General features: G+C 62.3%; 22 protein-coding genes. 3 read left to right on the forward strand and 19 right to left on the reverse strand.

Going from position 1 to position 23,620, the window contains the following annotated elements:
• Positions 1-58: 58 nt before the first annotated feature.
• Entirely contained in the window at positions 59-919 is an 861-nt protein-coding gene (locus ACQKP1_RS19260) for an endonuclease/exonuclease/phosphatase family protein (protein WP_427276608.1), read from the forward strand.
• Positions 920-954: 35 nt separating this feature from the next.
• Here the strand turns inward: ACQKP1_RS19260 and ACQKP1_RS19265 are convergent, their stop codons facing one another.
• The 18 genes from ACQKP1_RS19265 to phnG form a co-directional block, all read right to left on the reverse strand.
• Complete coding sequence (locus ACQKP1_RS19265; protein WP_427276609.1) at positions 955-1,542, reverse strand: GNAT family N-acetyltransferase; 588 nt, start codon at positions 1,540-1,542, stop codon at positions 955-957.
• Positions 1,539-2,177, reverse strand: coding sequence for a GNAT family N-acetyltransferase (locus tag ACQKP1_RS19270; protein ID WP_427276610.1), 639 nt, complete (start codon positions 2,175-2,177; stop codon positions 1,539-1,541). Before ACQKP1_RS19270 ends, ACQKP1_RS19265 begins: the two co-directional genes overlap by 4 nt.
• Before the next feature lie 124 nt (positions 2,178-2,301).
• Positions 2,302-2,571: a 50S ribosomal protein L27 gene (gene rpmA, locus ACQKP1_RS19275; RefSeq protein WP_054158048.1), complete on the reverse strand. Its 270-nt coding sequence runs from the start codon at positions 2,569-2,571 to the stop codon at positions 2,302-2,304.
• 33 nt (positions 2,572-2,604) lie between these two features.
• Positions 2,605-2,919 carry a 50S ribosomal protein L21 gene (rplU, locus tag ACQKP1_RS19280; protein WP_054150254.1) on the reverse strand — a complete coding sequence of 105 codons (315 nt, stop codon included), beginning with the start codon at positions 2,917-2,919 and terminating at the stop codon, positions 2,605-2,607.
• A 262-nt stretch (positions 2,920-3,181) separates the two neighbouring features.
• Positions 3,182-3,781, reverse strand: coding sequence for a phosphonate metabolism protein/1,5-bisphosphokinase (PRPP-forming) PhnN (gene phnN, locus ACQKP1_RS19285; RefSeq protein ID WP_425958662.1), 600 nt, complete (start codon positions 3,779-3,781; stop codon positions 3,182-3,184).
• Positions 3,781-4,917 (reverse strand): alpha-D-ribose 1-methylphosphonate 5-triphosphate diphosphatase, encoded by a 1,137-nt coding sequence (locus ACQKP1_RS19290; RefSeq protein ID WP_427276611.1) that lies wholly within the window; start codon positions 4,915-4,917, stop codon positions 3,781-3,783. Before ACQKP1_RS19290 ends, phnN begins: the two co-directional genes overlap by 1 nt.
• Positions 4,918-4,921: 4 nt before the next feature.
• Positions 4,922-5,623 (reverse strand): DUF1045 domain-containing protein, encoded by a 702-nt coding sequence (locus tag ACQKP1_RS19295; protein ID WP_203018602.1) that lies wholly within the window; start codon positions 5,621-5,623, stop codon positions 4,922-4,924.
• Between the two features lie 50 nt (positions 5,624-5,673).
• Complete coding sequence (phnE, locus tag ACQKP1_RS19300) at positions 5,674-7,200, reverse strand: phosphonate ABC transporter, permease protein PhnE (protein WP_427276612.1); 1,527 nt, start codon at positions 7,198-7,200, stop codon at positions 5,674-5,676.
• Between the two features lie 7 nt (positions 7,201-7,207).
• A complete protein-coding gene (gene phnE / locus ACQKP1_RS19305) occupies positions 7,208-8,170 on the reverse strand; it encodes a phosphonate ABC transporter, permease protein PhnE (protein ID WP_427276613.1) in 963 nt (320 codons plus the stop codon).
• Between the two features lie 83 nt (positions 8,171-8,253).
• A complete protein-coding gene (gene phnD / locus ACQKP1_RS19310; RefSeq protein WP_427276614.1) occupies positions 8,254-9,159 on the reverse strand; it encodes a phosphonate ABC transporter substrate-binding protein in 906 nt (301 codons plus the stop codon).
• A gap of 78 nt (positions 9,160-9,237) precedes the next feature.
• Positions 9,238-10,095 (reverse strand): phosphonate ABC transporter ATP-binding protein, encoded by an 858-nt coding sequence (phnC, locus tag ACQKP1_RS19315; RefSeq protein ID WP_427276615.1) that lies wholly within the window; start codon positions 10,093-10,095, stop codon positions 9,238-9,240.
• Between the two features lie 121 nt (positions 10,096-10,216).
• Positions 10,217-10,831 carry a DapH/DapD/GlmU-related protein gene (locus ACQKP1_RS19320; protein ID WP_427276616.1) on the reverse strand — a complete coding sequence of 205 codons (615 nt, stop codon included), beginning with the start codon at positions 10,829-10,831 and terminating at the stop codon, positions 10,217-10,219.
• Positions 10,828-11,535 carry a phosphonate C-P lyase system protein PhnL gene (gene phnL / locus ACQKP1_RS19325; RefSeq protein WP_427276617.1) on the reverse strand — a complete coding sequence of 236 codons (708 nt, stop codon included), beginning with the start codon at positions 11,533-11,535 and terminating at the stop codon, positions 10,828-10,830. The genes ACQKP1_RS19320 and phnL overlap by 4 nt, the downstream gene beginning before the upstream one ends.
• 11 nt (positions 11,536-11,546) lie before the next feature.
• A complete protein-coding gene (gene phnK, locus ACQKP1_RS19330) occupies positions 11,547-12,323 on the reverse strand; it encodes a phosphonate C-P lyase system protein PhnK (protein ID WP_427276618.1) in 777 nt (258 codons plus the stop codon).
• The gene (locus tag ACQKP1_RS19335; RefSeq protein ID WP_427276619.1) at positions 12,320-13,213 is read right to left on the reverse strand and encodes an alpha-D-ribose 1-methylphosphonate 5-phosphate C-P-lyase PhnJ; all 894 of its coding nucleotides are present in this window, start codon (positions 13,211-13,213) and stop codon (positions 12,320-12,322) included. Before ACQKP1_RS19335 ends, phnK begins: the two co-directional genes overlap by 4 nt.
• Entirely contained in the window at positions 13,210-14,316 is a 1,107-nt protein-coding gene (locus tag ACQKP1_RS19340; RefSeq protein ID WP_427276620.1) for a carbon-phosphorus lyase complex subunit PhnI, read from the reverse strand. Before ACQKP1_RS19340 ends, ACQKP1_RS19335 begins: the two co-directional genes overlap by 4 nt.
• A 3-nt stretch (positions 14,317-14,319) precedes the next feature.
• Complete coding sequence (gene phnH, locus ACQKP1_RS19345) at positions 14,320-14,928, reverse strand: phosphonate C-P lyase system protein PhnH (protein ID WP_427276621.1); 609 nt, start codon at positions 14,926-14,928, stop codon at positions 14,320-14,322.
• A complete protein-coding gene (phnG, locus tag ACQKP1_RS19350) occupies positions 14,928-15,398 on the reverse strand; it encodes a phosphonate C-P lyase system protein PhnG (RefSeq protein ID WP_427276622.1) in 471 nt (156 codons plus the stop codon). Before phnG ends, phnH begins: the two co-directional genes overlap by 1 nt.
• A 103-nt stretch (positions 15,399-15,501) precedes the next feature.
• Here phnG and phnF point away from each other — a divergent pair, with 103 nt between their 5' ends.
• Positions 15,502-16,221 carry a phosphonate metabolism transcriptional regulator PhnF gene (gene phnF / locus ACQKP1_RS19355; protein WP_203018590.1) on the forward strand — a complete coding sequence of 240 codons (720 nt, stop codon included), beginning with the start codon at positions 15,502-15,504 and terminating at the stop codon, positions 16,219-16,221.
• A 39-nt stretch (positions 16,222-16,260) separates the two neighbouring features.
• On the opposite strand, the gene ACQKP1_RS19360 is transcribed toward phnF, so the two are convergent.
• The gene (locus ACQKP1_RS19360; protein ID WP_427276623.1) at positions 16,261-20,508 is read right to left on the reverse strand and encodes a beta strand repeat-containing protein; all 4,248 of its coding nucleotides are present in this window, start codon (positions 20,506-20,508) and stop codon (positions 16,261-16,263) included.
• Between the two features lie 390 nt (positions 20,509-20,898).
• Between ACQKP1_RS19360 and ACQKP1_RS19365 the strand changes: the two genes are divergently transcribed.
• On the forward strand, positions 20,899-23,604 hold the full coding sequence (locus ACQKP1_RS19365) for a cation-transporting P-type ATPase (protein WP_427276624.1): 2,706 nt from the start codon (positions 20,899-20,901) through the stop codon (positions 23,602-23,604).
• Positions 23,605-23,620 lie beyond the last annotated feature (16 nt).

Consider the following 23,620-nt stretch of genomic DNA (forward strand, 5'->3'; position numbering starts at 1 on the left):
CTGCGCGGAGAGTTGCGGCCATCGATATAGCCGCTTGGCGCGGAGGTCAAAGAGTATCGTGAAGTTCGTAAGCTACAACATCCAGTATGGCGTCGGCCAGGACGGGCGTTTTGACCCTGATCGGATCGCCGACAGCATCCGCGATGCGGACGTGATCGCTCTGCAGGAGGTGACCCGTGGCTATAGCCGGAACGGTTACGCCGATCTGGTCGAGACCTTTTCCGCATTGTTTCCGGACTACTTTGCGGCCTTCGGTCCGGCCTGCGACGTGCTGGTGGATAATACCACGATTGACGGTCGCCTCCGTGAGCGGCGCTTCCAGTTCGGCAACATGGTCCTGTCGCGTTATCCGATCCGATCGAGCCGCAACCTGCTTCTGCCGCGCAACCGCACATTCGACAAGCTGAACCTGCAGCGCGGCGCGTTGGAGACCGTTATCGAGACGCCTGATGGCGCCCTGCGTGTCTATTCCGTCCACCTCGACCATGTCTCGCCGGACGAGCGCATCGCCCAGGTCGCTTATCTCAAGGAGCGTGTCTTCGGTTATCTCTCCGAGGGCGGAGCCCTTACCGGTGCGATCGAATTCGCCGTCACCGATCCGCCGCTGCCGGAGGACTTCCTTGTCATGGGCGACTTCAACATGGAGCCGGAAAGCCCTGAATACATCACCATGGTCGGGCGAAAAGACGCCTATTATGGACGTGCGCCGAGAGCGGGCTATCCCGTCGATGTCGAAGCTCAACTCAAATCGCGGCGAGCGGATGGCTATAGCTGGATCAGCGAGGATGGATCGCGGCGCATGCATCTCGATTACTGCTTCGTCAGTGGCGGTCTCGTTGGTCGACTGAGGAACTGCCATGTGGATCGGTCGGCCGTCGGATCCGACCATTTCCCGGTCTGGGTCGAGCTCGGGGAGTAGTGACTCCGGGCGCGGAGCGCCCGGAGGAAAGTCGGCTATGCTTTGTAACTGCGGCTGGCAAAATCCGTCTGGCCGAGCCGCATTTCGACCAGCGACACCATCTGCGCGCGCGACTTCGAATAGACGTCGCGCACCCCGACGATCCGGAATCCGCGCCCTTCCAGCACCCGGCGCGAGGCCGGATTATCGGCAAAGGCGCCGCTTGCGATCTCGACCCCCGGCATGCGTCGGAAGAAGCGCTCGAGCGCTGCCTCGAGCGCTTCGGACATGATGCCCTTGCCCCAATAGAAGCGGTTCAGCCAGTAGCCGACGTGCCAAAGACCATGGCGGACCTCCAGAGAGACGACGCCGACATGCACCCCATCCAGGGTGATTGCAAAATGCCAGTCGGACTTCAGGCCCGATGTCACCATGTTCAACCAATCGCGACCGTCCTCCCGATCATAGGGAACAGGCACACGCGTCAGCATGCGGGCGACTTCGAAGTCGCCGAGCGACCCGGCAATCGCATCGGCATCCTGCATCCGATGTGGACGCAGGGTGAGGCGTGCCGTCTCGATGATCGGGCAGGGGCCCGGCATTGCCGCGGCTGTCGCCGGTCTATCCGCCAGCATCGCGCTCATCGCATCTCCCCCCAGCTCTTCAGGGACAGCCAGGTCTTGCGGTCAAGCCGGTACCATTCGACGGGGACTGTTCCGCCCATGGCCAGGTTGCCGACCATGCCGGTGCCCTGGAACTGGAAGCCGCACTTTTGGATGACGCGGCGTGAGGCTATGTTCGTTACCCGGCAACGGGCATCGATGCGGCTCACCCATTCACGGGTGCGGAAGGCCATGTCGATCAGCGCGTGGGCCGCTTCCGTTGCGTAGCCCCTGTTCCAGTAGGGTTCGCCCAGCCAATAGCCCATTTCCAGGATCGTATCGTCGGCCGGATTGGGCTCCAGCGCGCAGCAACCAAGGAATTCGCCGTTGTCCGCTTTGGTGATGGCATAGACGCACTTGCCGATCTCGCCGATATTCGTGCGTCGCACGAAGTCGGCCGCGTCTTTCGCCGTGTAGGGATGCGGCATGCGCGCCACCATGGTGGCGATGGCGGCGTTATTGGCGAGATGGGCAAGGGCGTCGATGTCTTCGATGTGGGGAGCGCGCAGGACGAGCCTTTGCGACAGTAAGACAGGGCAATCGCTCCTCGGCCGATCGGGCCTTGGCCGTTCTTCGGGCGACCGTGATTGGTCATCCCTCAACATCAGACTTTCCATGGTTCAGTCTCCTTCGTTGGACAAGAAAAAAGGGGAGATGGCGCCCCATCTCCCCTTTTTTCTAGACTGAACCTGGTGCGGTCAGCCGGGTCGATGAGACGCCGGCTGTTAAACGCTACCGGCTTTATTCTGCTGCTTCGGCTTTCGGCATTACGGACACGTATACCTTGCCGTTGGCCTTGGTACGGTACGCGACATTGCCTTCGATGAGCGCAAATACGGTGTGATCCTTGCCCATGCCGACATTGGCGTCGGGATGCCACTGCGTACCGCGCTGACGCACGATGATGTTGCCCGGAATGACGGCTTCGCCGCCGAACTTCTTCACGCCGAGGCGCTTGGAATTGGAATCGCGACCGTTGCGCGAGGAACCGCCAGCTTTTTTGTGTGCCATTGGATTGCTCCTTTAAACCTTGTTATCCGCGTTTCAGGCTGCGACGATGTCGGTGATGCGCACCACAGTGTGGTGCTGACGATGGCCGCGCGAACGCTTGGAGTTCTGACGACGACGCTTCTTGAAGGCGATGACCTTCTTGCCGCGGGTCTGCTCGACAACTTCTGCCGTGACCTTGGCGCCAGCCACGAAGGGCGCGCCGATGGTTGCGGTTTCGCCTTCGCCGACGACGAGAATCTCGGTGAATTCGATGGTTGCGCCAGCTTCGGCTTCCAGCTTTTCGATGGTCAGCACGTCGTTGGCGTTTACGCGGTACTGCTTACCGCCGGTCTTGATGACTGCGAACATTTTTTATCCTTTCATGTTCGTTCCGGCTCTCCCCTTGCGAGGGGCCGTCTTTTTGCCAGTCGGAGGAGCAGGATTTTTGATCCTGCCGGTTGAGCTTCGCCGGAGGCGAATAACAGAAGGCGCAGTTCGCCTACGCTTTAAGTCGAGCGTCGCATACGTGAGGGTGGGCGGAGTGTCAAGGAGAAAGCGGCAAAAAGCCAGCGCGCGCAGCGCTTAGGCCGTGCCGTGTGGCACCATGATCGATTTTCGCGCGCAATTGCGCTCAGACTTCGCTCCGCAAACCTTCAATCAGGTCCACCAGTCGCCTGCCTGCTACGGCCAGATCCCCGCTGTTGTCGATCGTTACGACCTTTACATCCTCGGGTAAGGGGTCCGTTGCACGGGCGAGTCTTGCCTCGATATCGGCTGCCGTTTCGCGTCCGCGGGCGGCGAGACGCTTGGCCAACACGTCCGGACGGGCAGTGACGTTCACGACCAGCAGCTGCGGAAATGCGGCCCGAAACCCCTCGAGGGCGGAGCGGGAACCGTTGACGATGACGACGCGACCGGCAGCGAGATCGTCGTGGACATCGGCCGGAATGCCGTAGCCGAGGCCGTGGGCCTTCCAGTACACGGCAAAGGCGCGTGACCGCACCAAGGCCTCGAAGGTCTCAGCAGTGACGGGTTCATGATCCTCGCCGATGGAGTCCTTCGGGCGGGTGATCATGCGGCGGACGAAAAGAATGTCTTCTGTGCCGGAAAAGTGCCGGCGTGCGAAATCCATGAGGCTGTCCTTGCCGACGCCGCTCGGGCCGACAACGGCAATGACCGTGCCGCGTGACGCATCCCGTTCTAGTGCCATGCCTGTCGCTGCATGCATCATCAGGCCACCCGGCGCCCTTCCCGCCAGACGGCACGGATCACCGGCACGCCTGCGTCGCGGCGGACGCGCACGAGATCTGCGCGAAGGCCGGTTTCTATCCGGCCGCGGTCGTCAAGGCTTACCGTTCGCGCCGGCGTCGCCGTCACCATGGCGATCGCCTGGGGCAGCGAAATGCCGTCGATCTCGTCGGCGAGCACGAAGCTCGCATGCAGCAGGCTCAGCGGCACGTAATCAGACGAGAGGACGTCGAGCACACCGCGCTTGGCCAGATCACGGGCTGCGATGTTGCCGGAATGCGACTTGCCGCGGACAACGTTGGGGGCGCCCATCAGCACGCTCATGCCCGACTGGTGCGAGGCTTCGGCTGCCTCGATGCTGGTCGGGAATTCGGCGAGCTTGACGCCATGACCCTTGGCTTCCTCGACATGGGCAAGCGTTGCGTCGTCATGGCTTGCGACCGTGATGCCGCGTTCGGCGCAGGCCCTGGCGAGCGTGTCGCGATGCACGGCTGAATAACGCTCGGAGAGCTGGAGGCGGCTTTCGACGAAACGGGCGAACTGCTCGTCGGTCAGGCCGCGCTTGGTCTTGTAGTAGAGCGTGTACTGCTCCATCGTCTGGAACTGGCGCTGGCCCGGGGAGTGGTCCATCAGCGAGACGAGACGCACATGCGGGTCGTTCTCGAAGTCGGCGAAATGCTCGAGCACATTGTCGGAGGCGACTTCGCAGCGCAGGTGGATTAGATGCTCAGCCCGCAGCCGGTCGTCGCGTTCGGCGGCCTGGATGGCGTCGGCCATGTCGCGCATCTCACCCTTGTCGAAGCCGCCGTCCTCATCGGAGCCCATGCGCAGGCAATCGAAGACGGTGGTGATGCCGGAGGTGACGATCTGGGCGTCATGGGCCTGAATGGCCGAGGTCATGTGCCAGCGCACGCCGGGGCGGGGGGAATAATGCGATTCCAGATGGTCGGTGTGCAGTTCGACGAGGCCCGGGATCAGGTAGTCGCCGCCGAAGTCCTCGCCGGTGCGGCTCGGGCCCTCCTCGATTTCGGCGATCAGGCCATCACGGACCACGACTGTGCCGTCGACAATCTGGTTTTCGAGAACGATGCGGGCATTGGAAAAGATCTGTTCGGACATGGGGTCAGCCGTTTTGTTGGGCGGCCTTTAAGGGCAGCCATGAATGGACGAGGAAAGGTGCGCCGCGCTCGGGCTCAACGAAGAGCGCGAGGCCGTCGATCCGGAGAGGGCGGCCGATGAAATCGGCGAAGCGGAGGTTGAGCACATTGGCCATGGCAGGCGACTGGGCGTCCGATACAGGCCCGGTCAACGTCATGTGGAAGCGGAACTCATCGAAGACGTAAGGGTAGCCCCAGTTCAGCAGATTTTGGCGCTGACTCGGCGGCAGTGTGTCCGCCTTGCGCCTTGCGACATCCGCTTCGGAGAGCGGGGCGCGGAAGGGCTCGAAGGTTTCTACGACATCGGCTGCGAATTGCTGCAGCGGCCGATGAAGTGTCTCGGGAAGCAGAGCGAAGAACGGCCCAAGCTGGCCGACGATAATCGAGGGGACTTCGAAGGCCGCCGTTTTCGCGGCGAACGCGGCAAATTCGGCAAGCAAATCGGCTTCGCTCATGCCTTCGGCCAGGTGAAAGGGCGCCTTGAGCGTCGCGTGAAAGCCGTATCGCCGGGGATCGGCCGTCAGAGCATCCAGTTCTTCCGCCGGAAAATCCGTTTCGGCCGTTCTTGGATGTTCAATCCCGGTGAAGGCATCGCGTCCCAGCCAAGCCGCCGCCGTCTGGCTCAGCGGTGCGTCGGCGCAGGGTGCGAAGTAAAAGGCGTAACGCAAGGCTATGTCTTTCGTGTGTGGTGGCGCGGGAATGGACCCCGCTCTCAGAATCAGTGGCGGCTCTTGCCCATCAGGCGGGAGCGCAGGCTATTGGAGATGCCGTCGAATAGGAACACCACGATCAGGATCAGGAGCACCATGTAGGCGACATTTTCCCAGTCGGAATTGGTGCGCATGGCTTCCCAGAGCTTGAGGCCGATGCCGCCTGCGCCGACCGCGCCGATGATGGTTGCCGATCGTGTGTTCGATTCCCAGAAATAGAGCGCCTGGGAAGCGAAAACCGGCATCACCTGCGGAAGCACGCCGAAGCGTTGGACTGCTGCCGCCGGGGCGCCGACCGACTTCACCCCTTCGCGCTGCTTGTCGTCGATGTTCTCCAGCGCCTCGGCATACAGCTTCCCGAGCGTGCCGGTATCGGTGACGAAGATCGCCGAGATGCCGGCAAGCGGCCCAGGGCCGAAGGCGCGGGTGAAGAACAGGGCCCAGATCAGCATGTCGACCGACCGGACGAAGTCGAAGAAGCGCTTGGTGATCTGGTTGACCGGCCGGTTGCGGGTGATGTTGCGCGCCGCAATGAAGGAGAGCGGGAAGGCGACCAGCATGGCGAGCAGCGTACCCATGAAGGCCATGACGATGGTCTGCAAGAGCTTCGTCCAGACGTCGAGGTGTTGCCAGGAGGCATTGTAGAGAATGTTGTTCCAGGCGAGTGCCAGATTGCTCATCTTCGGATCGATGCGTTCGCCGGAGGTAATTGTCTGCCAGACTTCACCGGAAGAGAGGCCGAAGAAGGGCGAGTTGGTATCAAAGATGAAATTCTCCCAGCCGAAGAACCGCTTGCGGACGCGGACGCGATCCGAGGAGACGTCGAGCCAGCCGGCCGAGCCGAAATAGGCGATCACGCGGCCGCCTTCGAGGCGCTGCTCCACCCAGTCGGGACGTGCGCCTTCGACCGTCACGGTGTCCCTGGCGGGATCGAGCAACAGGGTCACTGTTTCTTCGCCGCGAACAAGTGTGACGCGATCACCGGCAATGTCGATACGGGCCGTGCCGGAGAGTGCCACCTGTGCTTCGGTGATCACTTCCTCGGAGGTTGCTTGGGCTGCGGCGACATTTGTCTCGGCGCTGGCGGTCGCAGTTGATGCCTGCGGATTCGGGGACGTCATGAAGCTGAAGGTCGAGCTCGGCGTGGGGGCCGCTGGGGCCGGCGCTGCAGCCGCAGGGGTCTGCGGTTCGGACCGGGTGATCGTTTCGCGTTTCGTCTCGATCCAGTCCGGATTGGGGTTCGGTCCGATGGGATCGAAGCGCGGATAGTTGATCGTCAACGCCCCGTCGCGGTCGATGTCGAATTCCGGGCGTATCTCGTAGGAGACCCAGTCGGCAAGATAGTTGCCGGCGATGCCCCAATTGGCCTCCGACATCGTTTTGCCAATGGCGAAGAACCACCAGCAAAAGAGGAAGTAAAAGGTCAGGATGCCGAGCGAAGCCGGAATGCGGTAGCGTTGCCAGAGGCTGCGCTCCAGCACCTGCGGATAGCGTTCGGCCAGACGGTTCAGTTCGGCGGTGTTGATCATGGACATCGAAACCTCACGTGACCGACTGGAAAGACTGCTCGCCGACGAGCTTGCGGCGCAGCCATGCGGAGAACTGGTCGACGGCGATGACGGTCGACAAAAGCAGAAGGATGATGGCGAGCGTCTTGGCTTCGTGGCCCTGACCGATCGAGAGGCGCAGGGCTTCACCGATGCCGCCGCCGCCCACAGCGCCAATGATCGTCGAGGCGCGCACGTTGATTTCTATGCGCAGCAGGAAGTAGCTCATGAAGTTCGGCATGACCTGTGGCGTGATGGCAAACCAGACGCGCTCGAACCAGTTGGCGCCGACGGCGCGCAGACCTTCGTCCGGCCGCATGTCGGCATTCTCGATGACTTCGAAGAACATCTTGCCGAGTGCGCCGATGGTGTGGATCGTCACCGCGATGATCGCAGGGATGGGACCAAGCGAAAGGATGGCCAGGAAGAAGCCTGCTATGACCACTTCCGGAAAGGCGCGCAGGATCTCCATGAAACGGCGCACCGGCCAGCGGATCCAGGCGCTCGGCATGGTGTTCTTGGCTGCAAGGAAGGCGAGCGCATAGCCGAAGATCATCGCGATCACGGTCGACAGGAGCGCGATGTTCACCGTCTCCAGCATCTTGTGGACGTATTCGGGGAGGTAGAGGCTGTCGGTGATGTAGAACCGACCCTCCGGATAATTGTATTTCAAGCTGCCGTCGTCATAGGGGGAGGGCAGGTCGAACAGGGCGCGCCAGATTTCCCATCCGTCGCGGGGCACGAGTTCGCCCACGAAGTCAAAAAGGTAGGGCAGGCGGTCGAAGAACTTGCCGGCATTGGTGTCGTTGGCGAACCAGAGCGAACCGGTCACGGCGAGGAGCAGGATCACGGCGCCAAGGCCCGTATAGATGCGCCGTTTCGCCGCCAGTTCCTGCCAATGGCGCTCGACGACTGCGCCGCGCTCGCTCAGGGTGGGCTGTGTCGCCGTCATGGCCATCACCGCAAATCCTCTGGAAAAGACTTCAAGGAAAGACCGCCGGCGGTGTCCCGGCCGGCGGTCCTATTGGTTTCGTTAAGCGATCAGCCGCCGATGGTTGCCTTGCGGGCATCGATGATCGGCTTGTAGAAGTCGACGTTGACTTCGGTGTAGCCCGAGAAGTCGCCACCCTGGACCGCCGAGAAGCAGGCCGGATCAGACTTCGGAAGATCGACCATGAACTGCTTGAACTTGGTCTTCATATCGTCGTTCATCGAGGTGCGGACAACGATCGGGCCGTTCGGGATCAGCGGGGACTTCCAGACTTCGACGAGGTCGTCCATGTTCAGGACGCCCTTGTCGACCATCTTGCGCAGGTTGCCGGAGGTGTAGCCGTCCTTGAAATCGCCAACGCCCGAACCCCAGGTGGTGCCGACGTCGAAGGTGCCCTTGACGACTTCGAGAACCAGGTTCTCATGGCCGCCGCCGAAGCCGGTGGAGGCGACGACCTGGTCGACCGGAGCGCCGAGGGCTTCCGGCAGGGTGACGAGGGGGACGAGGTAGCCGGAGGTCGAATCCGGATCGGCGTAGCCAAGCTTCTTGCCCTTGACGTCTTCGATCTTGGTGATGCCCGAATCCTTGCGGGCAACCATGATCGAGTAATAGCCGCTGGAGCCGTCGGTCTGGACGGTGGTCAGGATCGGCTCGACGGCGTCTTCCTTGGCGAGGTAGACCTTGGCGAAGGCCGAGGCGCCGAGCTCGGCGTAATCGAGCGTGCCGCCGAGCAGGCCCTGAACGACGCCATCATAATCAGCGGCCGGGAAGAGCGAGACCTTCTCGACGCCGAGAGCGGCCGGGAGCTTTTCGGTCATGCACTGGAAATTGCGCAGACGGTCGGCTTCGTTTTCGCCACCGAGAATGCCGATGCGGAATTCCTTGAGGTCTTCGGCGTGAACGCCGGAAGCCAGAGCGACGAGAGCCGCCGTGGCAAGCAGGGTCTTCTTCAACATGAGTGCATCTCCTGTTTCGTAGGATGAGGGTATGTCTTGCGGTATTGCCCTAGTCGCAGGGCCAGCGATCTTCGTGGCTCAGGCCTCGGCAACGGCGAGAGGGCGCAGGCCAGCGGATGGGATTTTGCGTTGTGCGTTGTCCTGATGCGCAATGCTGATGCTCGTCGAGGTCATCGTTTCATCGATGCCGGCGCCGTGCTGGTCGGCGCCGTAGATTTCATGCACTGCCTCGGCCGTGAGCTCTGCCGGCGTGCCGTCGAAGACGACGCGGCCCCGCGCCATGCCGATGATGCGCTCACAGTAGTTGCGGGCGGTGTCGAGCGTGTGCAGGTTGGTCATGACGGTGATGCCTTCGCGCTCGTTGATGTCGCGCAGCGCATCCATGACGATCTTGGCGTTCAGGGGATCGAGCGAGGCGATCGGCTCGTCGGCGAGGATCATCTTCGGCGACTGCATGAGCGCGCGGGCAATGGCGACGCGCTGCTGCTGGCCGCCCGAGAGCGTGCCGGCTGCCTGCAGCGCGGTCTGCTCGATGCCAAGCCGCTCGAGGGCGGCGATTGCCATCAGGCGCTCTTCGCGGGTGAAGACGTTGAGGATCGAAAGGGCTGTCGACCGATGGTTCAGGCGGCCAAGCAGTACATTCGTCAGCACGTCGAGGCGCGGCACGAGGTTGAACTGCTGGAAGATCATGGCGCAGTCGCGCTGCCAGTTGCGCAGCGCTGTGCCGTGCAGATTGGAGATTTCGAGATCGTCGAAACGGATGCTGCCGGAGGTCGGATCGACGAGGCGGTTGATCATACGGAGCAGTGTCGACTTGCCGGCGCCCGAACGGCCGATCACACCAACCATCTGGCCGGCGGGGATCTCGAGGGTTACCGAGTCTACGGCCTTGGTTGTCCCGAACTGGCGGGTGAGGTTGTCCAGCCTGAAGAGCATCGTCTTTCCTTCGCCGTCATTGATTGCGGTGCTGGCAATGCATTAACGCTGGTGCGTGAAGCCGGAATGTCAGATTTGTGTAGAATTTGTTAAACTGTGTAAGCCTCTGAAATATTTGCGATTAGGCGTATTTTTCGAGGAAAGCTTCAGTGTCCATGTGACGAAAATCGTCGAGTGCGGCGAACAGCCGGTCGTGATCCCAGTCCCACCAGGCGAGCGCCTGCATGCGTTCGGAAACTGATTTTGGAAATCGTTCACGGATGAGCCTGGCCGGGACTCCACCGACGATTGTGTAGGGGGCTACATCGCGTGACACGACGGCGCCGGCGCCAATCACCGCACCGTCGCCAATGGTGACGCCTGGCAAGACGGTTGCCCCGTGACCGATCCAGACGTCGTGGCCGATCACGACGCGGTTTTCGCGACGCCAAGCGAAAAAGTCGTGATCGTTCTCGGCACCGTCGAAATAGTCTGCCGCGCGATAGGTGAAGTGATGCAGGGTGGGGCGCCAGGTCGGATGGTTGGTGGCGTTGATGCGCACGGCAGCCGCGATGTTGGCAAACTTGCCGACCGTCGCACACCAGATGGAGCCGTCCTGCATGATGTAGGAGTAGTCACCCATTTCCACGTCTTCGAGGCGGCAACGATCGGCGACTTCCGTGTAGCGGCCAAGCGTCGAATTCACGACCCGTGCCGTCTCGTGAATGAGGGGAGCGACCCCGAGCTTCTTCGTCATGCGGCAGCCTTTCGCGGCGAAAACTGCATGACGTCGAGAATGCGGTCTGCGACGGCTTCGCGCACTTCCTCGTCATGGAAGATGCCGAGGAGGGCTACACCGGCTTCCTTCTTGGCGCGGATCATCGAGACCACGACGGCGCGGTTGGCTGCGTCGAGCGAGGCGGTCGGCTCGTCGAGCAAGAGCACGGCATGGTCGGTGATGAAGCCACGGGCGATGTTGACGCGCTGTTGCTCACCACCCGAGAAGGTGGAGGGGGGCAGCTGCCAGAGATCGCGCGGCAAGTTTAGCCGGCTCAGGAGCTCGCTCGCGCGTTCGCGGGCTTCTTCGGCCGAAATACCGCGTGCAAGAAGCGGTTCAGCGACCACGTCGAGTGTCGAGACGCGGGGCACGGTGCGCAGGAACTGGCTGACATAGCCTAGTGTGCCACGGCGCACTTCGAGCACCGTACGCGGATCGGCGCTGGCGATATCGACGATCCGGCCGCCGTAATTGACCAGGATTTGCCCCTGATCAACGGCGTAGTTGCCGTAGAGCATCTTGAGGATCGAGCTCTTGCCGATGCCCGAAGGGCCGCCGAGCACGACACATTCTCCGGATGCGACAGAGAAAGAGACGTTGGAGACGACCGGCAGGACGAGCCCGCCGCGCAAATGCATGATGAAGCTTTTCGCGACTTCTGAAACGATGAGGGGCGTGGCCATTGATATCTCCGTCAGACCTGCAGGATCGAGGATACGAGCAGTTGGGTGTAAGGTTCGCGCGGATCGTCGAGCACGCGGTCGGTCAGGCCGTGTTCGATGACGTTGCCGTCCTTCATCACCATCATCCGGTGGGACAGAAGACGGGCGACCGCCAGGTCGTGGGTAACGACGATGGCCGAGAGGCCGAGGTCGTTGACGAGGCCGCGAACGAGATCGAGCAGGCGTGCCTGCACCGAGACGTCGAGGCCGCCGGTCGGCTCGTCCATGAAGACCAGACGCGGGCCGGTGACGAGATTGCGGGCGATCTGCAGGCGCTGGCGCATGCCGCCGGAGAAAGCGCGCGGCTGGTCGTCGATGCGATCGGTCGAGATCTCGACGCGCTCCAGCCATTCGCTCGCCGTCTGGCGGATGCGGCCATAGTGGCGGTCACCGACGGCCATTAGGCGTTCGCCGACATTGGCGCCGGCAGACACCGTCATGCGAAGACCGTCAGCCGGGTTCTGGTGCACGAAGCCCCAGTCGGTGCGCATCAGGAAGCGTCGCTCGGCTTCACCCATGTGGTAAAGCTCGCGGTATTGGCCGTCGCGCATGTGGTAGTCGACGCTGCCGGTCGTCGGCATTAGCCGGGTGGACAGGCAATTGAGAAGCGTCGTCTTGCCCGAGCCGCTTTCGCCGACAATGGCGAGCACTTCGCCCGGCCAGAGATCGAAGGAGACGTTCGAGCAGCCGATCCGGCTGCCGTAGAACTTGGAGAGGTTGCGAACTTTCAGAAGCGGCTGGTCGCTCATTCGGCGGCCTCCTTTTTCTTCGCGAGCATTTCGCCGACATGGCCTTCGGCCTGGCGCGTCTCGCAGTGGTCTGTGTCGGAGCAGACGAACATCCGCCCACCCTTGTCGTCGAGCACGACCTCGTCGAGATAGACGTTGTGGGCGCCGCAGAGCGCGCAGGGCTTGTCGAATGTCTGAATCTCGAAGGGATGATCCTCGAAGTCGAGGCTGACGACGTCGGTATAGGGCGGGACCGCATAGATGCGCTTTTCGCGGCCGGCGCCGAAGAGCTGAAGTGCCTCCGACATGTGCATCTTCGGATTGTCGAATTTCGGCGTCGGCGACGGGTCCATCACATAGCGGCCCTCGACCTTCACCGGATAGGCATAGGTCGTGGCGATGCGGCCGTGTTTGGCGATGTCTTCGTAGAGCTTCACATGCATGAGGCCGTATTCTTCCAGTGCATGCATCTTGCGGGTCTCGGTTTCGCGGGGCTCCAGGAAACGCAGGGGTTCGGGGATCGGCACCTGATAGACCAGCACCTGGCCTTCCCTCAGCTTTTCCTCCGGAATGCGGTGGCGGGTCTGGATGATCGTCGCTTCGCTGGTCTTGGTGGTCACTGCGACGTCTGCGACTTTCTGGAAGAAGGCACGAATGGAGACAGCATTCGTCGTGTCATCAGCGCCCTGGTCGATGACCTTCAGTGTGTCGTCGCGGCCAATGATCGAGGCCGTCACCTGCACGCCGCCGGTGCCCCAGCCATAGGGCATCGGCATTTCTCGAGAGGCGAAAGGCACCTGGTAGCCGGGAATGGCGATTGCCTTCAGGATCGCGCGGCGGATCATGCGCTTGGTCTGTTCATCCAGATAGGCGAAGTTGTAGGTGGCGAGTTCCATTGCCGGCGCGCTCATTCTGCGGCCTCCTTCAGATCTGTCTGCTCAGTTCGGCTTGCATCGTGCTTGGCCCGCATGCGGCGGACGAGATCGAGTTCGGCCTGGAAGTCGACGTAATGTGGCAGCTTCAGGTGCTCGACGAAGCCGGTCGCCTGGACGTTGTCGCAATGAGAGATGACGAATTCCTCGTCCTGGGCAGGCGCCACGACATCCTCGCCGAATTCTTCGGTTCGCAGCGCCCGATCGACCAGTGACATGGACATCGCCTTGCGTTCGCTCTGGCCGAAGACGAGGCCGTAGCCGCGGGTGAATTGCGGTGGGGCCTTGGCCGAACCCTTGAACTGGTTGACCATCTGGCATTCGGTGACGCGGATTTCGCCGAGCGAAACGGCAAAACCCAGCTCAGGCACGTCGAATTCGACCTCGACCAGACCCATGCGGATTTCGCCAACGAAGGGATGGGTGCGGCCATAGCCGCGCTGGGTCGAATAGCCGAGTGCCAGAAGGAAGCCCTCGTCGCCACGGGCGAGCGCCTGAAGGCGTAGGTCGCGGGGCATCGGAAATTCCATCGGCTCGCGGGTGATGTCGCCGGCGACATGGTCCTCGGGCATCTCGCCATCCGGCTCGATCAGGCCTTCGCCGTCGAGGATGTCGGAGACCCGCATGACAGGATCGAGACCTTCCTCGCGCTGCTCGCCCGTTTCCACCGTTTCGTCATCGAGCAGCGAGGGATCGAGCAGACGATGGGTATAGTCGAAGGTGGGGCCCAGCAGCTGTCCGCCGGGCAGATCCTTGTAGGTAGCCGAGACGCGGCGCTCGACGCGCATCTCGGCCGTCTCGATCGGTCGCGAGGTGCCGAAGCGTGGCAATGTGGTGCGGTAGGCGCGGAGCAAAAAGATCGCCTCGATCATGTCGCCGCGCGACTGCTTCAGGGCAAGAGCTGCGAGAGCGCAGTCGTAGAGCGAGGCCTCGGCCATGACCCGGTCAACGGCGAGACCGAGCTGGGCAACGATCTGACCGATCGTCACCGACGGCAGCGACCTGTCACCCCGGCGGCGGTCGGCGAGAAGCTTGTGGGCGTTGGCGATGGCTTTTTCGCCACCCTTGACGGCAACATACATAGCTCAGGCCTCCATCTCGCGGATCTTGGTCGTGCGCGGCAGCGCGATGAAGCGGCGACCAGCGGTCAGCACCACGTCGACACCGCGCGGAAACAGGGCGCGGTTGTCGGCCCATTGGCGCAGGAAGGTTTCAGGCAGACCTTTCGGCTCAATGATGGCTGTGTCGCGAATGCCGGGGCCCGACAGCTGCAGAGGCTGGCCGCCCTCAAGCGATGCGACCTCCACGACGAGCGTCGTCGAACGGTCCGGGTATTCCTGGGTTCCCAGCGCAAATTGTGTCAGCGACGGGACCGGGGCGCCTGCTTCGACGAAAGCAAATTTGGCATCCGTCTTTGTGGCGGTCAGGCTGGCGCCGGTGTGGAAGCCGATCCAACCTGAAAGGACGGACTTGGCGAGAACAGGCGTGACCCAGATTGGCGTGTCGTGGTCGCAGAGTGTCAGCAGCAGGGCGCCTGCCGCGATGCCTAGCGGTGCGGGTGGCGCGACGGGCACATCGACGAGGCCGATGCTGCCGGGGCGGGCCATGGCGTCCATCACGCTGCGGAAGACAGTCTGGGCATGGGTAACGGCATCCGGGAAACCGCCGTCGAGGCTTTCAGTCACTTCGAGCATCAGTCTTCTCCGCGAACCATGGTGAAGAAATCGACCTTCGTGGCGGCCGTTTCGGTCTCGAGCTTCTTAGCTTCCGCCGCGAGGCGTGCTTCGAGCGGTGTCAGGAGGCGTGTTTCGAGCAATGCGCCGGCTGCTTCATCCTGCGCCACAGCATCGAGAACGGCAGAAAGCTTTGCGGACTTGCGGTCCGTTCCGAGCCTGTAGCCATGGCCGATGCGGCCGTCCGAGAGACGGATGCTTGCGCGACTGACGGTCGCTTCAGCGAGATTGAAGGGTGCACCGCCGCCGCCGATGCGGCCCTTGACCATGACGAGACCGGTCTCCGGACCGCGAAGGGCGGTGTAGGCCGGAACCGGGTCGAAGGCGGACATGGCGTCTTCGAGTTCGGCAGGCGTGGCCCGCGCAAGCAGATCGACGATCCGCTTTCTGTCGGTCTGAGCGCCGGGATCGATTTGCGTGGCTTTTTCCATTGTCAGTCCTCGAAATGTCTAGTAATATAGACAACCATACAAGTTACTGTATGAGTAACCTGCGGTCGTGACAAGCTTGTGACAGGGAGCCGGTATTTCCGTGATGCAGAGACAGAAGGGGGTCGCCCTCTGGCGCCAGATTTCCGATCGGATCCGCGCCAATATTCTTGCAGGTCTCTATGACAAGACGGGCATGGTTCCGGCGGAGACGGCGCTGGCCGAAGAGTTCGGGGTGAACCGGCATACCGTGCGTGCCGCGCTTGCGGCGCTTGCTCAGGAGGGCATCGTGCGGGCGGCCCAGGGGCGCGGCACGATGATTACCCAGCGCGACAAGTTCGACTTTCCGATCGGGAGGCGTACCCGCTTCAGCGAAGGCATTGGCGAGCAGGCGCGGGATCTCAAGGGGATCTTGCTGTCGTCCGCTCGCGAAATTGCCTCCGCCGATCTCGCCAAGCGCCTGAAACTCAATCCAGGCGAAGAGGTCCTGAGGCTCGATGGCATCAGAAAGGCCGATGGTCGTGCCGTCTCACGCTCAACCATGTGGTTTCCGGCAGAGCGGTTTGCTGGCATCGACACGGCATTTGCCGAAACGGGTTCGATTACCCGCGCGCTTACGCGCTGTGGAGTTGACGACTACGTCCGTGAGGTCACCGAGATCTCAGCCGTCCACGCAGAGCCTGATGACGTCGTTCATCTCGAATTGACGCCGGGTGCCATCGTGCTGGTGACCCGGGCGCTGAATACCGATCCGGCAGCCCGTCCGATCCAGTATGCGGTAACCCGTTTCCCGGCAGATCGTGTGCAGTTCACGATTCGAAACTGAGCTGAGGCCGACCGCTGGCCGACCTCATCCAGACTTTCATCATCCAGCCGACTGGTAGGCCGCGAGGACGGCGGCAATCTGGTCCGGGCTCAGGTAGTTGGACTGAGTCGACGTGATCGCCTGAAGCTGTGCGGAGGTCATGTTGGAGATCTGGCTGACCGTCAGGCCGGGTATCGCCTGCGGGCTGATCGCTGCGAGGTCTTCGGTCGAGAAGGTCCTCAGGTTGTTTGCACCAAGCGCCGTCAATTGTGCCGAACTGAGCCCCGCGACTTGTGCTGGGGTCAAGGCCTCCGCCTGGGCTGCCGTGAGGCCGCTGACCTGGGTCACGCTCAGACCGCCAATCGCCTTGGGATCCATGGCCGCGATCTGATCCGTCCTCAGCCAGGCGACCCTGTCTGTTCCCAGTGTCGCCAGTTGAACGGCATTCATCGCCCCGATCTGTGCCGTCGTCATGGCGCCGACCTGATCCTGGGTCATGGCTCGAAGCTGATGATAGGAGAGGGCCGCCACCTGACCGGTCGTCATTGCCGCGATCTGCTCTGGTTGCAGCGTGGCGAAGATCGCCGGCGACAGGCCGCCGACCGCGCTTGGCGAGAGTGCTGCAATGTCGGCAGAGGTCAGCGTTTCGAGCGCTGTAGGGCTGAAGGCCGACAGCTGGGTCGCACTCAGGGCGCCGAACTGCGCCGATGTCATCGCATCGATCTGGCTTGGGGTCAGTGTCGCGATCTGGGCCGTGCTCAAACCGGGGATGGCCTTGGTCGAAATAGCCGCGATCTGGGTGGCGGACAGACCGGAAATGGTCCCTGCCGACAGCGATGCGAGCTGGGTCGCGGTCAGGGCTCCAATCTGGGTTGCGCTCATCACGCCCAGCTGATCCGGACGCAGTGCGTTCAATTGATCGAAGGTCAAGGCGCCAACTTGGGCGGCTGTGAGGACGCCGATCTGCTCCTGGCTCAGGCCAGCGATGTTTCCGGCCGATAGTCCGGGGATTGCTGCGGGGGCGATCGCGGCGAGTTCGGCATTGGAGAAGGTTGCCAATTGCGCCGACGAAAGTGCGCCGATCTGCGTCGAGGTCAGAGCGGCAATTTGGGTCTCGCTCAGACTGTCGATCTGCGTTGTCGACATGGAGGCGATCTGGGTCGCCGTCAGGCCAGGGATCGCCTTGGCAGTGAGAGCCGCGATCCTTTCGCTTGTCAGTGTGGCCAGGGCGTCGTTCGACAAGGCGGCGACCTGGATGGCGCCCAAGGCTCCGATCTGGGTGTTCGACAGAAGTGTGACCTGCTGGGGCGTCATCGCGCCGACCTGTTCCGGGGTCAACGCTGCGATCTGCGTAGCGGTCAAGGCACTGATCTGGTCCGAGCCGAGGCCCGCGATCTGCTGGGTCGTCAGTCCGGCAATGGCGGTTGGGCTGATCGCCGCCAGTTTTGCCGTGGGCAGGTTGTTCAGCTGGGTCGGTGTCAGGGCGGCCACTTGTGCGGCCGTCAATGCGCCCATCTGTGCGGTGGTCAGGGCTTCGATCTGATTTGTCGACAGGGCCGCAATCTGGGTCGTCGAGAGCGCGGCAATCGCGGCCGTGCTCAGACCGGCAATCTGTTCCGGGGTCAAGGCGCCCAGCGCGGCCGTCGTCAGCGCCGTTGCCTGCGTTGCACCAAAGCCTGCCAGCTGTTTCGCGCTCATGGCATCGAGCTGCGTTGGCGTAAGCGCCGCGACTTGGTCCCTGCTCAGGGCGCCCAGCTGTGCTGGGGTCATGGCTGCAATCTGGTCAATGTTCAGTGCTGCGATGGTCTCTGCGTCGAGGCTGCTCAAGGCACTGGTGTTAATGGCCGCGATTTCTGCCGGCAGGAAGGCGAGAATATCAGCCTTGCGCATCGCGTCGAGCTGGCTTGCCGTGAGGCCCGCGACCTGGGTGGCCGTCATGGCATCGATCTGATCGGCGGACATGGCGGCGATCTGTTCCGTGCTCAGAGAGGCGATGCTGCGTGCAGAGAGGCTGGCAATCTGCTCCCGTGACAGCGATGCAATGTTGCTCGGAGAGAGCGCTGCGATCTGGGCGGAGGTTACTGCCTGCAACTGGCTGGAGCTCAACGAGGCCAGCTGCGTGGGCGTGAAGGCCACGAGCTGTTCGCTCTTCATAGCCGCGATCTGCGCCGTGGTCAGCCTTGCGATCTGCTCGAGGCTCAGTCCATCAATCTTGTCGGGCGATATGGATGAAATGGCGCTGGGCGAAATAGCCGCGATCTCGGCCGGAAGGAAGGTCGCCAGCTGCTGCTCGGACAGCGAACCGATCTGCGCCCCGTTCATCCTGGCAATCTGTGCGGCAGTCAGACTGTCGACCTGATTGTCATTCAGAGCCGTGAGCTGATCGGTGGTCAGTCCACTGATCGAAGCAGAAGAGATGGCGCCGATCTGGGAGGGCGACCACGCCTTTACCGCGTTGACCGACAGAGCCGATAGCTGCGCCGCCGACAATGCGCTGATCTGACTGTTGGTCATCGCTTCGGTCTGGAACGGCGTCAGGCCGGAGATCTGGTCGGCCTTGAGGCCTCTGATCTGGGTGGTGGTCAAGGCCGCGATCTGGTTCGGCGCAAGCGATGCCAGATTTTCCGACGTCAAACCGGTGATCGCCTTCGCGCTGATCGCCGCAATCTTTGCCGGGCTCATCGCTGCGATTGCCTCTTGCGGCATCGCTGCGATCTGAGTGGCATTCAGCGCGCCGATCTGGGTGTTGCTCAATGCATCCAGTTGATCCATTGACAGTGCGCCAATCTGATCGGCCGTCAGGCCAGCGATGGCGCGCGCGCTCAAGGCCGCGATCTGTTCCTCGGAGAAGCCCGTGACGAAGTTCTCGGACATGGCGGCGATCTGTGGGCCGGTCAGTCCGCGGATCTGTGTCGGGGTCAAGCCCGTGATCTGGTCTGCCGTGAAGGCCGCGACCTGTGTGGTCTTCAGGGCCGAGATCTGCGTGCTCGACATCGCCCCGATCTGACCAGGAGTGAGCGCGGAGATCTGCGACGGTGTGAGGCCCGTGACGGCAGAGGCACTCATTGCACCGATCTGAGCGTTCGAAAGGCCGGCGATCTGATCGCTCGACAGGTTTCCGATCTGGGTTGCGGTCATGGCCGCGACCTGAGAGGTGCTGAGCCCCTTGAGCTGATCGACGCTCATGGCCGCGAGTTGCTCGGCATTCAGTCCGGCGACAGCCTTCGGTGTGAGAGCTGCGATCTGGGTTGCGCCAAAGCCTGCGACCGTCGCTGGCGGTATGGCCGCGATCTGCGTCGCGCTCAATGCTCTGATCTGGGTTGTGGTGAGTGCCGATAACTGGTCCCCGCTGAAGGCGGCCATCTGCGTGCGGCTCAGGGCCGCGATTTGCGCACCAGTGAGGCTCGCCATCTGCTGCGGTGACAAAGCCGCGATCTGATCGGCCGAAAGACCTGACATGGCGCGCGGATTGATCGCCGCAATCTGGCTCATCGAGAAGTTGGCCACTTGTTCGGTGGTGAAGGCCGGCAGTTGCTTCGATGTAAGCGTTGCCATCTGCGCGGCGGTGAGCGCACCGACCTTTTCATTGCCAAGCGTTGCAATCTGGGTGGTCGAGAGGCCCACGATCGCGCGCGGCGAAATGGCCGCGAATTGTGTCGTGGAGAGGGCGCCCAGCTGGTCGGCCGTCAGAGCGGCAACCTGGGTTGCACTCAGGGCTGCCATCTGCTGGTTCGAAAAGGCACCGAGCTGTTGGGGCGTGAGCGCTGCAATCTGGGTCGGCGTGAGCGTCGCGATCTGGTTTGGCTTCAAGGCCGCGATCTGAGTGGTGCTCAGCCCCGCCAGTCTTTCGGGAGATTGTCCTCTCAAGGCAGCCGTGTTGATCGCGGCGACATCTTCCGGCGAAAACGTCGCGAGATCTTCGGCGCTGAAGGCGCTTAGTTGCGTTGCGGTCAATCGAGCGACCTGTGCCGGTGTCAAGGCTTCGGACTGCTCGGAAGACAGGCCGCCGAGCTGGCTTGCCGACATCGCGGCGATCTGTGAGACGACCAGACTTGAAACATCTTCGGTCGATAGAGCGGTGATCTGGTCCAGCGTCAGGCCGGTGATCGAACGGGGAGCGATTGCCCTCAATTGCGACGTCGACAGGCCTGCGACGGCTTCCGTCTGCAGCGCCGAAATCTGCGACGACGTCAGGGCGCTGACCTGCGTGCTTGAAAGCTGGCTGATTTCGTCGTCAGACCAGGAGCTAACCGTCGAGTTGGGGAGCGCCCGGATCTGGGCTGGGCTGAGCAGGGAAATCGACGTCATCGCTATCGGCCTCTTGTTCTGAAACGAATGTGCTCAAAAGTGTTCCGCCGGTTGGCATGCAGCCGATCGAGGCAATGCGTCTCAACCTTTTCAACACCTTCCGGCACAAAGTCTTGCCCCGCGGGTTTCAAGACATCGCGCAGGACGACCTGCTTTTAAGATGCAAGGCTTGCCTGAGCCTGTGCTTCCACACCTCCCGGTTGGTTCTCGCCGAAAGGCGATTCGAAGCGCGAAGCAGCGGCCGGCATCTCCAAAATTGTCATAGATCAAGGCGGCGGACCCATCGGAACGACATTCTCCCGCCACCTGCAGCGATGCAGTGCCCGAAAGGGCTGCCGAGGCCATTTTTCAGCGGGCCTGTTCGAAAATGGAAATGCGCAGAGGACCGGGATGACCGACAGAACAATCGATTTGATGCCGCATGCGTTGCCGCCCCAGGATGTGCTCCATTCGATGGAGACCGATGTCGCGGGGCTTGTAACAGAGGAGGCCAAAAGGAGGCTCGAGGTTCACGGCGCCAATCGTCTTCCTGCAGCGCCCAAGCGCAGCCCCGTCGTCCGCTTCCTGTCGCAGTTCCACAATGTGTTGATTTACGTCCTGCTGGCCTCCGCAGCGGTCACAGGCTTCATGCAGCACTGGATTGATACGGGCGTCATCCTCGCGGTCGTCTTTGGCAATGCCGTCGTAGGCTATCTGCAGGAAGGTCGTGCCGAAGATGCGATGAATGCAATCAGGGTCATGCTGGCGCCGCACGCCGCGGTGCTGCGCGACGGCCGCCGGACTTCCGTCGATGCCGCCGATCTCGTGCCAGGAGACATCGTGCTGGTCGAGGCTGGAGATCGCGTTCCCGCTGATCTGCGACTGCTGGAAGCGCGAAGCCTGAAGGTCGAGGAGGCGGCCCTGACGGGTGAATCGGTGCCTGTCGACAAGACCCACGAAGCCGTCTTGGCCGATTCCGTTCTGGGTGATCGCAGTTCCATGCTGTTCAGCGGAACGCTGGTTGCCACGGGGACGGGCAAGGGTGTGGTGGTTGCAACCGGCATGGCAACGGAAATCGGCAAGATCAGCGGGATGCTGGAGGCGGTGGAGTCTCTCTCGACGCCGCTCGTTCGGCAGATGAATGTCTTTGCGCGCTGGCTGACCCTCTTCATCCTCATCATATCCGGCTTGCTGCTCGCCTACGGGCTGGTTGTCGGGCATCTGCCTTTCGATGAACTGTTCATGACCATTGTCGGTCTCGCCGTCGCAGCGATCCCGGAAGGTCTCCCAGCGGTCATGACGATCACACTTGCCGTTGGTGTCCAGGCGATGGCTGGACGCAATGCGATCGTTCGACGGCTGCCGGCGATCGAGACGCTGGGTTCGGTGTCCGTGATCTGCACCGACAAGACCGGTACGCTGACGCGCAATGAAATGGTCGTGGCAAGCCTCGTGGCGGCGCGCCATGTTTATGCCGTTGATGGAGAAGGCTATGCACCGGAAGGTGCCGTCCGCTGGAACGACGCCGATGTTGATCCGCAAGATCACGCCGTTCTCTCCGAATTCGCGCGCGCAGCCGGGCTCTGCAACGACGCTGTGCTGCATTCGGCTGATGGCGCCTGGCGGGTGGAAGGCGACCCCATGGAAGGAGCCTTAATGGCGCTGGCGGGCAAGATCACCGGGGGCGGCAGCGATCCCTTCACCGCAGGTTGGCGGCGGATCGATGCCATCCCCTTCGATGCCGCGCATCGCTACATGGCCGTCCTTCATGTCGACGACGAAAACAAGAAGCATATCCATGTGAAGGGTGCGCCAGAGGCCGTTCTCGATCTTTGCGCCACCCAACGCATGCCGGATGGTTCGTCGGCAGCACTCGACGCGCCCTACTGGGAAAACATGGTCGAGGTCCTTGCTGCTGAAGGGCAGCGCGTGCTTGCCGTTGCTGTTGGTGATCCGCCAAGTGGCGGCGCCCATCTTGTACAGGCCGACCTTCCCGGCACGCTGGCGCTGATTGGCCTGGTGGGCCTGATCGATCCGCCTCGTCCGGAAGCGATTGACGCTGTGGCCGACTGCCATCAGGCGGGCATCCGAGTGAAGATGATCACCGGCGACCATGCCGCGACCGCCCGGGCGATCGCCGGAATGATCGGATTGAAGAACACCGACCGGGTGCTCACCGGAGCGGATCTCGACCGCATGGACGATGCCACGCTATCACTTGCCGCTGCCGAGACCGACATCTTTGCCCGGACCTCGCCAGCGCACAAGTTGCGGCTGGTGACCGCACTCCAATCCCAGGGATTGACCGTCGCGATGACCGGTGACGGTGTCAACGATGCGCCGGCCCTCAAGCGGGCCGATGCAGGGATCGCAATGGGTGTGAAGGGCAGCGAAGCGGCGAAGGAAGCCGCCGACCTGGTTCTGGCGGACGACAACTTTGCTTCCATCGCCGCTGCCGTGCGCGAGGGGCGTACCGTCTACGACAACATCAAGAAAGTGATCAGCTGGACCCTGCCGACGAATGCCGGCGAGGCAGCGACCATCATTATCGCACTTTTTGCCGGTCTGGCGCTCCCGGTCACGGCCGTCCAGATCCTCTGGGTCAACCTGGTAACGGCAATCACGCTCGGATTGGCGCTTGCCTTCGAGCCATCTGAAAAGGGGACGATGCGGCGGCCGCCGCGCCGCCGGGAGGAGCCGCTGCTGACCGCCGACCTCATCTGGAATGTTCTGCTCGTCTCAGTGCTTTTTGCCGCTGCGGTTTTCGGAATATTCCTCTACGCGTTGGACAGGGGCTATCCGATCGAACTCGCACGGACGATGGCGATGAATACCCTGGTCGTCATGGAAATCTTCAATGTCTTTTTCATCCGCAACATCTACGGCACATCGCTCACGTGGCAGGCCGTGCGCGGGACCAAGGTCGTCTGGATCTGCGTAATCTCAGTCACCGCTGCCCAGTTTGCGGTCACCTATCTGCCCTTCATGCAATCCCTGTTCGGGACGCAGAGCGTTCCCTTGCAGGACGGATTGCTGATCGTCGGGATCGGTGCGGTGTTCTTTGCTCTCGTGGAAATCGAAAAGCAGATGCGTTTGGCATTCCGCAATCGGGGCTGACGCAGCTCCCTAGGCA

Origin of the sequence: Allorhizobium sp. NPDC080224 (assembly GCF_050281005.1) — a bacterium.
Lineage (GTDB): Bacteria > Pseudomonadota > Alphaproteobacteria > Rhizobiales > Rhizobiaceae > Allorhizobium.